The organism is Paraburkholderia caffeinilytica (genome assembly GCF_046030355.1).
Taxonomy (GTDB): Bacteria; Pseudomonadota; Gammaproteobacteria; order Burkholderiales; family Burkholderiaceae; genus Paraburkholderia; species Paraburkholderia caffeinilytica_B.
This window is the reverse complement of the sequence record NZ_JAQQCQ010000003.1, coordinates 260,302-273,398: the sequence shown is the minus strand read 5'-3', so window position 1 is coordinate 273,398 and position 13,097 is coordinate 260,302. Positions and strand designations below refer to the sequence as shown.

13 protein-coding genes are annotated in these 13,097 nt (G+C 62.8%); 10 read left to right on the top strand and 3 right to left on the bottom strand.

Annotated features, from left to right (window positions below; genetic code table 11):
• Positions 1-11: 11 nt before the first annotated feature.
• Entirely contained in the window at positions 12-1,502 is a 1,491-nt protein-coding gene (locus tag PQQ95_RS05925) for a mannitol dehydrogenase family protein (RefSeq protein WP_408435743.1), read from the bottom strand.
• A gap of 227 nt (positions 1,503-1,729) precedes the next feature.
• On the opposite strand from PQQ95_RS05925, the gene manD reads away from it, so the two are divergent.
• The 9 genes from manD to PQQ95_RS05880 all read left to right on the top strand — a co-directional run bounded on the left by manD (position 1,730) and on the right by PQQ95_RS05880 (position 10,609).
• On the top strand, positions 1,730-2,938 hold the full coding sequence (gene manD / locus PQQ95_RS05920) for a D-mannonate dehydratase ManD (RefSeq protein WP_408435741.1): 1,209 nt from the start codon (positions 1,730-1,732) through the stop codon (positions 2,936-2,938).
• Positions 2,939-2,984: 46 nt separating this feature from the next.
• Positions 2,985-4,388, top strand: coding sequence for an MFS transporter (locus tag PQQ95_RS05915; protein ID WP_408435739.1), 1,404 nt, complete (start codon positions 2,985-2,987; stop codon positions 4,386-4,388).
• Between the two features lie 36 nt (positions 4,389-4,424).
• Positions 4,425-5,471, top strand: a complete 1,047-nt coding sequence (locus tag PQQ95_RS05910) for an L-idonate 5-dehydrogenase (RefSeq protein ID WP_408435737.1) — start codon at positions 4,425-4,427, stop codon at positions 5,469-5,471.
• Positions 5,472-5,590: 119 nt separating this feature from the next.
• Entirely contained in the window at positions 5,591-6,883 is a 1,293-nt protein-coding gene (locus PQQ95_RS05905; RefSeq protein WP_408435736.1) for an MFS transporter, read from the top strand.
• Between the two features lie 85 nt (positions 6,884-6,968).
• A complete protein-coding gene (locus PQQ95_RS05900; protein WP_408436116.1) occupies positions 6,969-7,802 on the top strand; it encodes a GntR family transcriptional regulator in 834 nt (277 codons plus the stop codon).
• A 442-nt stretch (positions 7,803-8,244) separates the two neighbouring features.
• Positions 8,245-8,553, top strand: a complete 309-nt coding sequence (locus PQQ95_RS05895) for a hypothetical protein (protein ID WP_408436114.1) — start codon at positions 8,245-8,247, stop codon at positions 8,551-8,553.
• 14 nt (positions 8,554-8,567) lie between these two features.
• Complete coding sequence (locus PQQ95_RS05890) at positions 8,568-8,918, top strand: hypothetical protein (RefSeq protein WP_408435735.1); 351 nt, start codon at positions 8,568-8,570, stop codon at positions 8,916-8,918.
• 87 nt (positions 8,919-9,005) lie between these two features.
• Complete coding sequence (locus PQQ95_RS05885; protein ID WP_408435733.1) at positions 9,006-9,473, top strand: lytic transglycosylase domain-containing protein; 468 nt, start codon at positions 9,006-9,008, stop codon at positions 9,471-9,473.
• 128 nt (positions 9,474-9,601) lie between these two features.
• Complete coding sequence (locus tag PQQ95_RS05880; RefSeq protein ID WP_408435731.1) at positions 9,602-10,609, top strand: lysylphosphatidylglycerol synthase transmembrane domain-containing protein; 1,008 nt, start codon at positions 9,602-9,604, stop codon at positions 10,607-10,609.
• Positions 10,610-10,685: 76 nt separating this feature from the next.
• Here the strand turns inward: PQQ95_RS05880 and PQQ95_RS05875 are convergent, their stop codons facing one another.
• Positions 10,686-11,456 (bottom strand): glycosyltransferase family 2 protein, encoded by a 771-nt coding sequence (locus tag PQQ95_RS05875; RefSeq protein WP_408435729.1) that lies wholly within the window; start codon positions 11,454-11,456, stop codon positions 10,686-10,688.
• A gap of 95 nt (positions 11,457-11,551) precedes the next feature.
• Here PQQ95_RS05875 and PQQ95_RS05870 point away from each other — a divergent pair, with 95 nt between their 5' ends.
• Complete coding sequence (locus PQQ95_RS05870) at positions 11,552-11,854, top strand: hypothetical protein (protein ID WP_408435727.1); 303 nt, start codon at positions 11,552-11,554, stop codon at positions 11,852-11,854.
• Between the two features lie 8 nt (positions 11,855-11,862).
• Here the strand turns inward: PQQ95_RS05870 and PQQ95_RS05865 are convergent, their stop codons facing one another.
• Complete coding sequence (locus tag PQQ95_RS05865; RefSeq protein ID WP_408435725.1) at positions 11,863-12,996, bottom strand: alpha-D-ribose 1-methylphosphonate 5-triphosphate diphosphatase; 1,134 nt, start codon at positions 12,994-12,996, stop codon at positions 11,863-11,865.
• Between the last annotated feature and the right edge of the window lie 101 nt (positions 12,997-13,097).

Genomic DNA, 13,097 nt, shown 5'->3' with positions numbered 1-13,097 from the left:
GGGACGCGAACTCATTGCAATGCCGCAATCGCTCCCCGTGCGCCGTTTTCATGCAGCAACTGCAATGCATGCTGAAGGGCCTTTCTAAACCCGGGAAGGGCGGCCAGATCCGCTGGAAACACTTCACGCACAGACAATAGGGCGTCCATCAGCGCCTGCGGCTCGCCCTGCGCGGATGCCGCGAGCGTCTTCAATCTGCCGGCCAGCGGATCGCTGATTTCATAACGCGTGCCGTCGTCCGCATGGCCGCGCAAAAACATCATCCAGGCTGCTATTGCCAGCGCGAGACGCGTGAACGATTGACCTGCGTCGATCCGCGCCGCAATCGTGGCGAGCAGACGCGGTGGAATTTTCTGGCTGCCGTCCATTGCGATCTGCGCGCAGCGATGTTTCAGCGCCGGATTTGCATAGCGCTCGAGCAATGCGTCCCGGTAGGCGGACAGGTCGAATGAGGCAGGCATGGTCAGCGTCGGCGCGATTTCTTCCGTCATCATCGCGTGGATGAGATGGCGCATGGGCGGGTGAGAGATCGCTGCGTCGATCGTCTCGAAGCCGCCGAGCATCGACAGATAGGCCAGCGTCGAGTGCGTGCCGTTCAGCATGCGCAGCTTCGCCAGTTCGAACGGCGTCACGTCCTCGACGAGTTGTGCGCCGACTAAATCCCATGCGGGACGTCCCTCGGGAAAGCGATCTTCAATGACCCACTGCCGGAACGGCTCGCATGGCACCGGCGCGGCGTCCTCATGAGCGATTGCGTGGGCCACGGTGATGCGTTCGGCGTCCGTGGTGGCCGGCACGATACGGTCGACCATCGTCGATGGGAACGCAACGTGGGTGGCGATCCAGTCGGCCAACTCAGGATCGTGTTGCCGCGCGAATGAACAGACCACCTGGCGTAACGCGGCGCCGTTATGGGAAAGGTTGTCGCACGAGAGCACCGTGAACGGTTTGCCATTCGCGCCGTTGCGCCGCTGGCGCAATGCCGCGACGAGGATGCCCGGGACCGTGCGCGGTTCGAGCGGGTAAGCCAGATCGTGTGAAACGGCGGGATCGTCCAGCGCGACCTCGCCGGTTTTCAGGTCGCGGCAGTAGCCTTTTTCCGTGACGGTCAACGAGACGATCCGTACCAGCGGATCCGCGAGGCGCGCGAACAGGGCGGCGCGATCGTGCGGCATGGCCAGCACTTCGCGCAGTGCGCGCACGACCGTCACCTTCGCGCCGTGCGGCCCGCGTTCCACCACGCTATACAGGCCTTCCTGCGCCATCAGCGCGTCGCGTTTGCCGACATCGCCTTGCAGCGTGACGCCGCAAATGCCCCAGTCGCCGCCTGCGGCAAGCATGGCCTCCTCCGTATAGAGGGCTTGATGTGCGCGATGAAAGTTGCCAATCCCCAGATGAACGATGCCGATGCGCGGCTCCTGCCATTGCGGTGACAGCAGATGCGTTTGCAGCGCGGGCAGCGCTTGGCGGACAAGGCGAGGCAAGGTGGCGGCAGAGCTCATGTCATGAAATCCAGACGACGAAAAGGCTTCGGGACGACGCCGTTCAGCGGGAAAACCCTGATTTGACGTCTCGCTATACTTGTATGGTAGCATCGTTCAAACGGTTTGAGACAGGTTGACGCGTGCGATTTTCGCCTCGACCGGCGCTCGAAACCGACGTGAAAAAACAGCGTGTCGCCTGCCGCCGTTCCGCGTGGTTCGCGACTCGCCTCTGCAAGGAAGATGTCATGAAGATCGTTCGCGCCGATGTGATCGTCACGTGCCCGGGCCGCAATTTCGTCACCTTGAAAATCGTCACGGACGAGGGCGTACACGGCATTGGCGACGCAACGCTGAACGGCCGCGAACTCGCGGTTGCTTCGTATCTGAAAGACCACGTGTGTCCCTTGCTGATCGGCCGCGATCCCGGCCGGATCGAAGACACCTGGCAATACCTCTACAAAGGCGCGTACTGGCGCCGCGGCCCGGTCACGATGACGGCGATCGCCGCGGTGGATATGGCGCTGTGGGACATTCTCGGCAAAGTAACGGGCATGCCGCTGTACAAGCTGCTCGGCGGCGCCTCGCGAGAAGGCGTGATGGTGTACGGCCACGCCACCGGCCGCGATATTCCCGAAGCGCTCGACCGTTACGCGGAACACATCGAAGCCGGCTATCAGGCGATTCGCATTCAATGCGGCGTGCCGAATATGCGCTCGGTGTACGGCGTGTCGAAAGGCAGCGGCATGTATGAGCCCGCCACCAAGGGCGCGGTCGAGGAACAAAGCTGGTCGTCGGAAAAGTACCTCGACTTTGTACCGAAGCTCTTTGAAGCGGTGCGCGACAAGTTCGGCTTCGATACGCATTTGCTGCATGACGTCCACCATCGTTTGACGCCGATCGAAGCCGCGCGCCTCGGCAAATCGGTCGAGCCATATCGCCTGTTCTGGATGGAGGACCCAACGCCCGCGGAAAACCAGGCCGGCTTCCGGCTGATTCGCGAGCACACGGTCACGCCGATCGCGGTAGGCGAAGTCTTCAATAGCATCTGGGATTGCAAGCAGTTGATCGAAGAGCAACTGATCGACTATATCCGCGCGACCCTGACGCACGCGGGCGGCATTACGCATCTGCGGCGTATTGCGGATTTTGCTTCGCTCTACCAGGTGCGAACCGGTTGCCACGGGCCGTCGGATCTGTCGCCGGTGTGCATGGGCGCGGCGCTGCACTTCGATCTGTGGGTGCCTAATTTCGGCGTGCAGGAATACATGGGCTTTCCGGCGGAAGCGCTCGACGTATTCCCGCATGCATGGCGTTTCGAGCGCGGCATGATGCATCCCGGCGAAGCCCCGGGTCACGGCGTCGATATCGACGAAGCAGCGGCCGCGCGCTATCCCTACGACCCGGCCTATCTGCCGGTCGCGCGTCTCGAAGACGGAACGCTGTGGAACTGGTGAGCTGATTTCGCTCGACCCATCCCAACTACAAATCATGGAGACACGCGTGAACCCAGCACGTCCGCAAACCACCGCGCCGGCCAGCACTGCCATGCTGCGTCGCGTGGCCTTCGCCTCGACCATCGGTACGGCGGCCGAGTACTACGACTTCTTTGTCTACGGCACGGCCGCCGTGCTGGTGTTCGGCCAGAAATTCTTTCCTTCTGCTGATCCGTTGATCGGCACGCTCGCCGCTTTTGCTACCTACGCGGTCGGCTTTCTGGCGCGGCCGCTGGGCGGCATCGTGTTCGGTCATTTCGGCGATCGCGTCGGCCGCAAGAAGGCCTTGATCGTGACGATCCTGATCGTCGGTTTGGGGACGTTTGCTATCGGCCTGTTGCCGGACTATCAGTCGATCGGCATCTGGGCGCCGATTGCGCTGATCGTGATTCGCATATTGCAAGGCTTCGGTGTGGGCGGCGAGCAGGCGGGCGCCGTGTTGCTCACGGCGGAATACGCGCCGCCTGCGCGGCGCGGTTTTTTCGCAAGTCTTGTGCAACTCGGCGCGCCGGCTGGTTTCCTGATTCCGTCGGGTCTGTTCGCGCTGCTCAGTGCGACGTTGACGCCGACGCAGCTGTTCGATTGGGGCTGGCGCATTCCGTTTCTCGCCAGCGCGCTGCTGGTTGCCGTGGGTCTGTATATCCGCTTGCGCACGGAGGAGTCGCCGATCTTCGCGACGATCCAGCGCACCAAGGCCGTGGCTTCGCGTCCGGTGGTGGAAGTGGTGCGGCAGTTCGGCCCGACGATCGTCAAAGGTGTCGGCGCCAAATTGATCGAGGCTTGCGCCTTTGCGATGTACACGATGATCGTGCTCGCCTACGGCAAAGCCCACGGCATCGCGCAAAGCATGTTGCTCGAAACGGTAATCGTCGCAGTCGGGCTCGAACTCGTGACGATTCCTCTCGCCGGCGCGTTGTCCGATCGTATTGGGCGGCGGCCGACCTTTATTGCGGGCGCTTTATTGCACGTGGCGCTGGTGGTGCCGTTCTTCATGGCGGTCGATAGCGGCAATCGCGCGGCGATCCAGCTCGTGATGATTCTCGCCATCAGCGTAGGCCATAGCCTTTGCTACGCACCGCAAGCGGCGCTGTTCCCCGAACTCTTCCCCGCGCGCGTGCGGTGCAGCGGTATCGCGCTGATCTGGCAGATTGGTTCGTTGCTCGGCAGTGGTTTGCTCGGACTGCTGGCCGTCAAACTGATTCAGGCCACGCATGGCAATTCGCTCGCGTTGATCATCTACGTGGCCGTGCTCGGCATCGTGTCGGCTGTATCGCTCTTTGCATTGCCGGAAACCGCGCCTCTGCGCCGTGGTGGCGATCTCCACGATTGGGGCGGCGCCGAGCCGGTGGAAGCGCCTACGGCCGCGCAAGCGCTTGCGTCCTCATCTTCGTCTTCTTTCGCGCGGCGCTGAGCTGAGCGCGAAACCTTTGCCATACCGGAGTCCTTCATGCTCGCAGCCGTGCTTCACGAACCCAAACTGATCCGCATCGACGAAGTCGAGCCGCCTGTTCCCGGTCCCGGCCAGGTGCGAGTACGCGTGCGTGCCGGTGGCATTTGCGGGTCCGATCTGTCGTATTACTTCAAAGGCAAGAGTGGTGATTTCGCGGTGCGCGAGCCGTTCGTGCTCGGACATGAAGTGGCCGGCGAAATCGATTCGCTCGGCGAGGGCGTGAGTGCGGAGCATCGCCTGACACCCGGGCAGCGTGTCGCCGTCAATCCGGGACTTGCCTGCGGGACGTGCCGTTTTTGCGTCGGTGGCATGCCGAATCATTGTCTGAACATGCGTTTCATGGGCAGCGCATCGACGTTTCCGCACACGCAGGGCATGTTCCGGCAGTACATCGTCGTCGCGGCGCGGCAATGTGTACCTGTTCCGGACGGCGTCGATTTTGCGCAGGCGTCGATGGCCGAACCGCTCGCCGTCGCGTTGCATGCGGTAAAGCAGGCGGGTTCGCTCGTCGGCGCCAGTGTCTTGCTGGTGGGGTGTGGGCCGATTGGTTGCATTCTGCTGAGTGTGGCGCGCCGTGCGGGTGCTCATCGCGTGGTCGCGCTGGATCTTTCGGATCGGGCGTTGCAGATTGCGCAGCAACTCGGTGCGGATCAGATCGTGAACGCGACAGACTGCACCACGATCGATCAATGGTCCGCGCAACGCGGCACGTTCGATGTGGTCATCGAGGCATCGGGCAGTCCCGCCGGACTCGATACGGCGCTGCGTGCGGCGCGCGCGGGCGGCACGGTGATTCAGGTGGGCAATCTGCCTGCCGGCCAATCGCCGGTGGCGGCGAACCTGGTGATGTCGAAAGAACTCCGCTATCAAGGTTCGTTCCGCTTCACCGGCGAATACGCTATCGCCGCCGATGAAATCGCCTCCGGCAAGCTCGACTTGCGCCCGCTCATGACGCATGCGTTCGCGATGCGTGACGCGAACCGCGCATTCGAAGTGGCACTCGACCGCTCCCAGTCCATGAAGGTGCATCTGAACTTCGACTAAATATCGACCGTGGCATGAGGCGTTGCACCTCACCGCAGCAGCGCAGCGCCTCGCCACACCAATCAAGCTATTTGAGCCATTCAAACGCCCACCAAGAGGCGATCAGAAGGAGACACCTCATGTTCAAGAGTCAACGCTGGTTTGTCGTTGCGCTGCTGTTTCTGGCCGGCGTCATCAACTATCTCGACCGCTCGGCGCTGTCGATCGCCGCACCGCTGATCCAGAAAGACCTGCACTTCTCGCATGCGCAGATGGGCATCGTGTTCAGCAGTTTTTTCATCGGCTATGCGCTGTTCAATTTTGTCGGTGGCGTGCTGTCGGACAAGGTCGGTGCGAAACGCGTATTCGGCACCGCGATGGGCGTGTGGTCGGTGTTTTGCGGCGCGACCGCGTTGGCCAGCGGCATTGGTTCGCTGATCGTGCTGCGCGTGCTGTTCGGCATGGGCGAAGGTCCGTTCAGCTCGTCGAACAGCAAGATGGTCAATAACTGGTTCCCGCGCAAGGAAGTCGCGAGCGCGATTGGCGTAATCAGTTCAGGCACACCGCTCGGCGGCGCGCTGGCGGGGCCGGTGGTCGGCTTCATGGCGGTGCAGTTCGGCTGGCGCTGGGCCTTTGTCGCGATCATGCTGCTGGGACTTCTGTGGCTCGTCTTGTGGGCGGCGACGACGACCGAACATCCGCACGAAAATTCGCGCGTCACGCCTGACGAGATCGAACTCATCCGCGCCGGCCAGGCGGACGAACATGCGATCGCGCATTCGGCCAGCGGCGCGCGCCTCGGCCTGCGGCATTTCCTGCGCAAACCGATTATTCTCGCGACGGCCTTCGCGTTCTTCTCATACAACTACGTACTGTTTTTCTTTCTGTCGTGGTTCCCCACCTATTTGACCGAAGCGCATCACCTGAGCCTGCGCGACATGAGCTTCGCCACGGTGATTCCGTGGCTGCTGGGCAGTATCGGACTCGCAGCGGGCGGTTTCATCTCCGACTTCATCTTGCGCCTGACCGGCAAGCCGCTGCTGTCGCGCAAGCTCGTGCTGGGCAGTTGTCTCGGCGCGGCGGCGGTGTGCGTTGCGTTGGCCGGGCGTGTCGCCAGTACTCAGGGGGCGGTCGCGCTGATGTCGGTGTCGATCTTCTTCCTGTATGTAACGGGCGCGGTGTATTGGGCCGTGATTCAGGACACCGTGCCGCGCGAACATGTCGGCGGCGTAGGGGGCTTTGTACACTTGCTGGCGAATCTGGCCGGCGTGATCGGCCCCGCGGTGACCGGCTTCATCGTCGAAGCGACGCACGGTAATTACGCCAGTGCGTTCGTGTTAGCGGGTGCGATTGCCGTGCTGGGCGCGGTATGTTCACTGGTGTGGATTCGCGAGCCGCGAGCGAGCGCGTTGAACATGAAACGTGCATGGTAGTATGGTGCGACACGCGCTAGTGGATATCCGGGGGATATTCATGGCGTGTGCCGCCTTCCTCGCTATTCATTCGCTGCTTTGTCCGATGCCGACCAAGAACCTCCACGCCAACGCGTCTTCTTTCTCCTCCGACGCCACGCTCGTCGCGCCCCGCACACGCCGCCGCGCGAGCGTGCAGGCCGGCGCGCGCGTCGAACTGCCGGACCTGACCGCCAGCGTCTCATTCGACTCGCACGAGCCGATCGGCAAGCAGATTTTTCGTGCGCTGCGCCAGGCGATTTTCGTCGGTCAGCTGGTGCCGGGCACGCCGCTCTCGGAGAAGGAAGTGTCCGACCTGTTTCAGGTGTCGCGGCAACCGGTGCGGGAGGCGTTCATCAAGCTGGTCGAAGCGGGCGTGCTTCAGGTATTGCCGCAGCGTGGCACCTTCGTGAAGCGCATTTCGCCGCGCCAGGTGCGGGAAGGGCGCTTCATTCGCGAAGCGATCGAGACGGCGGTGGTGAAGAAGGCAGCCGTGTCGATTACCGACACGCAGTTGCAAGCGCTGGCCGACAACCTTCGCGACCAGAAGCTCGCGGCGAAATCGAACGACACCGCCGCCTTCCTCGCGCTTGATGAGGCGTTTCATTTTGCGATCGCCCAGGCGATCGATTGCACGGCGGCATGGGAAACGATTCAGGACATCAAGGCGCAGATGGATCGGGTGCGTTATCTGAGTTTGCCCGACGTCTCGCCGCTCGATCTGCTGATCAAGCAGCACGCAAAAATTCTGGCGGGCCTTCGCGCGCACGACCCGAGCGCCGCTGAAGAGGCGATGCGCAGCCATCTGCGCGAGATTCTGATGTCGCTCGGTCCGATTGCCGCGCGCAATCCAGCGTGGTTCGATGCGGATGAACCGGAGCGCGTGCCGCTGTCGGCTTAGACCGGTGTGCCGATAGCTCGATAGCCTGAATCCGGGTCCGAGTTCCGAGTTCCAAGCCCAAGCCCAATAGTCCGGCGGCTCGCCCGCATACTTACGGCTATGGGTGTGTTATCCCCGCAGCGCCAGCCAGCCTGTTTCATACCCGCCTGCCCCGCGGAACCTCCTTCCGCCGCGTCTCCAACCCCACAATCCTCATACGAATATTCTCCTCAAAACGCGAGGGAACTTCGCCTCGTTCGCCCCTTCGTCGAGCGTCGAAGCAATCGTTTGCGCCGATCTTGAGGTAACTCTTTTTGATTTTCGCGGGCGCGTTTTCGACCTATCAACTTTTCCCACGGGCCTGCCGAAAACATTGCTATGGCAACGGGATTGACTGGAGAGAGGTGTGAAGCGACAGGTGTGGTTTTTGGCAGCCGTTCTCGCGCTGGCCGGGTGCGCACAGATGCCCGCGCAGAATGCCGCGCACGCGGATAAGGCGCCCAACGAAGTCATCAGCTTCGAGATTCCGCCGGATGCGCTCGGTGCGCATGACCCGCAACTCACCGCCGTGCTGACCAAGGCAGGCGCATTGGCCGCCGCGCAACAGCAGTCCACGGTCGTGCTGGTCACCGCGCTGGGTCAGGATTTCGCGTACCTGAACCAGGCGGTATGGAAGGGCGTGCCTGCGCAGCGCATGTCGAAGGTGAGTTTCGAAAATCGAACCGCTGGCCTGGGTCAAGCGTATAGCGTGTCGATCAGGACGGTGCAATGAAGGAGGCCAGCGCGATGCTTCGAATTACCTTACTGACAGTGGCCACGCTGCTTGCCGTGCCTGCTTTTGCCGGCCAGCCGGGAACGGATCTGCAGTCGGCCGGCGCGATCGCCGCCGCGCTCCCCGCTGCGGCGGACAAGGTTTATCCGCCGTTGCCGTCGCTCGCGATGCTGCCGCCGCCGAGCGGCGCTGATGATGATTTGCCGCTGAAGCCGGCGACGCATCGAAAGAAGTCGCGTGCGCCGGTCCAGGTTCAGGAACGCAAGGGTCCGACGACGCCGGTTATCCGGATCGTGGTGTCCGATGCCTCGCACACTTACCTCGACGCCGTACAACGGCAGATCGATCAGGCCATGGTCAAGTAATCCGGCCATTGGCTTGCAACTCCCGGGTCTGCAGCCCTCGGGTCTGCGCCTCCCAATTCTTATCGCGATCACGCGAAAGGATGAATCGTGTCCTTGAAAATCTTCTGTATTGCGCTGGCGTGGCTATCGATATCCGGTGCGGCACACGCAGCCGACGATTGTTTCAATGAGGCCGCCGCCTACCAGGGCGTCAATCCCTGGATACTGCGCGCCGTTGCCTGGTATGAATCGAAGGGTGACGCGGGCGCGATACATCAGAACGCAAACGGTTCGATCGACGTCGGCCAGTTGCAGATCAACTCGATTCATTTCGGCGACCTCGCGCGCGAGGGGGTGCCGCACCGCGCGTTGACCGATCCGTGCGTGAATGTCTACGTGGCCGCGTGGCTGCTGAAGCAGAAAATGGTCAAATACGGCAATACCTGGCGGGCGATCGGCGCGTACCATTCGGAATCACCGAAGCAGCGCGACGCCTACGCGCGAAGCATCCAGCAGGTGCTGGTCGCATGGGGGCAATTGCCGTCCGGCCGCCAAACGCTAATCGCCGATCGCTAGTCACGAAAACGCAGCGTCGCGCGGTTACCATGAGGCCCGGACGGCCTCGATTTCACCCACGACGTAACTCCATGCAGGCTGCGTCGTGTGAAGAAAGGAGGGCCACGCTGTACTTGCTGAGGCCCTCGTTGATCAGATCACATACGCGTAAAGCGGCAGTGCTGGTGGCGCTTGCCGGTATCGGCCTCGCCATCGGCGCGCCTTTCGTTCTCAATTCGCACGCGGCGTTCGCCGGGTTGCGCAACGTCTCCCTATACGTGTTCGCCGCGCTTGCCGCGAGTGCGGCAATCAGCGCGATGGCAAAAGCCGGCAAGCTGCATCTGATGCAGACCGCGCTCGGGTTCCGGGTCAGTTTCCTGCGCACGTTTGCCATCACGCTGGCTACCGATTTCGCGTTCCTGGCTTCTCCGCTGGGCGCGGCGGGTTATGGCGTCAACATCGGCCTGTTGCAGCGTGCCGGCGCATCCTGGTCGCTTGCGACCACGGTCGTCGGCGCGGATCAGGCGCTCGATCTCGCGTTCTTCGCGACTGCCGTACCGGTTTCCCTGCTGTTTGCCTTCGGGCCGCTGACGCAAGTGATTCCGCGCGCGAGTGCGCCGCTCGTGTTGGGAGGGCTGGCCGCCGCAGCATGTCTGAGTGGAATCTGCTGGATGAACCGGCGGCGTATGGCGGCGGCATTGGGCGCCGCCGGCCGGCGTGTTCGTTGGCTCGATGAGCGCCGCGCGAGATTGCGCCGGTTTTTCCACAGCGTTCGCCGGCAATGGCTGGAACTGGTGGCCGGACCCAAGTGGCGGCTCGCAGCGTTGTGTCTGCTCACGACGCTGCAGTGGCTGCTGCGTTATGGCGCCCTCTGGTTTATCTTGCGCGAGCTCGGTTACCGCCTGCCATTGGGTTTCGTTCTGGCCGTACAGGCAGTCGTGCTGCATGCCGCGTTGTGGACCGGTGTGCCGGCGGGCGGCGGCACTGGCGATATCGCTCTGGCCGCGGCATTCGCGAGCTGGGTTCCCCGCGCGGGCATCGCGACGGCACTGGTGCTGTGGCGTTTCGCGACGCTTTACAGCCCCTTGATGCTCGGTGCGGCCGGTTTCGTTGCGCTTGCAACGAGGGGACGCAACTCACTGTCGACCGCCGATTGATCCCTCGCGGGCTGGGAGCGAACGGAACAGCGCCGCTCGCTGGGCTCGGCAGGTTCGATACGTGCTTCAGCGCGAACTAGCGTGGACTATCGGGATCGGGCACTTTCCGGATGCGTGCCGCAAAACTCGCGCGTGCACCGTGGTCGATGCGTAAGCGAAGCATTTGAAAGGTCTGTGAAATCAGCGCGAGCGGATAGACCGCTTTCAGGAGGTCCGCGATCATGCGCCATTCCGCACGCATGCCCTTCCAGTACCCGAGTTTCTCGGTTTTGCGAGCCTGCGTGACGTGTGGCCAGTGCGTCACCGCAATCGGCAGACGGCGCGCGATGATGCGGCGGTTCATGAGCACTTCGACCCCGAAGCGTGGCAAGCCGTGAACCTCCTGCAGGACTTCGCTCAGCAGCGCTTTGTTGACCACGCGTTCGCCGGAGACGAAGTCGAGGCCGATGGCGCGGAATGCCAGCAGACTGTTCTGGCGCAGGCTCAGGCTCACTTGCGCGCTGCCTTGCAAAACGGGCAGCGCGAGTGCGCTGATGCTTTCGGCGGTCAGACCCTTCAGATCGGCATCGAGCAGCATCAGCAGTTCGCCGCGCGCGGCAGCGATGCCGACTGCCATGGCGGCGCTTTTACCGCGGTTTTCGGCGCACCGGATCAGCTGCGCCGACGCGAAACGCGCAGCCACATCGGCGGTGCCGTCGGTTGAACCATCGTCCACCACGATGACTTCAGCAAGCAAAGGATGCGCGCAGGCCACCGCCAGCACCGCACCGATGCGGGGCGCCTCGTTGTAGGCGCAAATGATGCAGGAGATGCGTGGAGGCGGTCTGAGCGGGGCGCGAGCGGTCATGGAAAGGGCCGGAGAGATCAATAATGGTGCGCTGCAGCACGATACGCGTTTTTCAGCTATAGTCAGGACACGGGTTTCGCCCAGAGAGGTCCACAATGTACGACGCCGAAATCGCCGCCACCCTCCTGAATCGCTGGGGCACACGTTCATCAACGACCGACTTCAACGCCTATTTCGATTTGTTGCGCGAAGGTAATCTCAGTTTCACCTACCAGTCCGGTCACGTGCGCGACGCCGGCATCGAAGAGGGGAGCGCATTCAATATCGAATCGCTGGTTTTCGGTGACGGCTCACGCACCCTGCGTGTCGAAGCGCCTGACCAGACACCCCGCTGGACGCGCTGGGCCGCGGTCGAACCCCTGCTGCCCGTCACCAGCGAGGTCACCAGCGAGGCCTGACAACATCGTCAGACGATCCGCGCACCGGCGCGATACGTCGCGCGCGGCACTGGCAGCGTGTCGAGCATCGTGACCCGCACGAAATCCGCGCGCAATCCCGTTTCGATCGCCCCGCGGTCATGCAGGCCCGCCGTGCGGGCAGGCTCGGCGGAAACCGTCGCCATGGCGCGCGGCAGGGTCCAGCCGGCCTTGCCGACCAGTTCGAATACGGCCGTCATCAAACTGGACGGCACGTAATCCGAAGACAGGATATCCAGCAAGTCTGCCTTGGCCAGTTCAAGCGCCGACACGTTGCCCGAATGCGAACCGCCGCGCACGATATTCGGCGCCCCCATGATGGTCGAAATGCCATGCTCGCGTGCCGCCTCGGCGGCGATGCGCGTGGTCGGAAATTCGGCCAGCACGATGCCTTCGGCCTTGGCCTGTTCGACGTGTTCGATCAGCGTGTCGTCGTGGCTTGCCACCGGAATGCCGAGCCGGTTGCAGCGCGTGACGATCTCGCGGCGGTGTGCGTCGGCGTAACGCTCCTGTTCGACGTTCAGTTCGGCCAGCGCGGTCGCCACGTGTTCGTCGGTCAGCTTGCCGTTGCGCTCCTGGAAGCGGCGCCATTGTTCGCGGTCGTGCCATTGACGTTGACCGGGCGTGTGATCCATCACCGAGGCAAGCCGCAGCAACGGATGCGCGCACAACGAATCGAACACCTCGACCACGTCGGCGGTGGCGATTTCGCAGCGCAGATGCAGAAAGTGTTCGGCACGCAGCAGCTTGCGTTCGGAAAAGCGCGTGAGGGATTCGGCGCATTGCGTTTGCAGGTCGCGGCCGCGTAACCCTACGTTCGTGCGCGAACCGATCGCGAGGGCGTCGAACACCGTGGTGATGCCGGCTGCCGCCACTTGCGCGTCGTGGATCACGAAGGCGGCATCGGTATTCCATTGCACGCCCGGACGCGGCGCCAGATGCTTCTCGAGGTTGTCCGTGTGCAGTTCGATCAGACCCGGCAACAGATAGTCGCCGTCCCAATCTTCCGCCTCGCGTGCCGAGGTCGTGCCACGTTCGACGTCGCGAATCACGCCGTCTTCGATGCGTATCACACCGGTAAATACCTCGTCTCGCGTCACGATGCGAGCGTTCCTGATCAACATCGACTTGCTCCGTAGTCTGGCCTGAGTGCTGCACTGCGCTGTTCGATTCAGTGCTTGACCCAGTGTTTCAGCTCAGTGGTTCAGTTTAGTGCCGTTTCGTG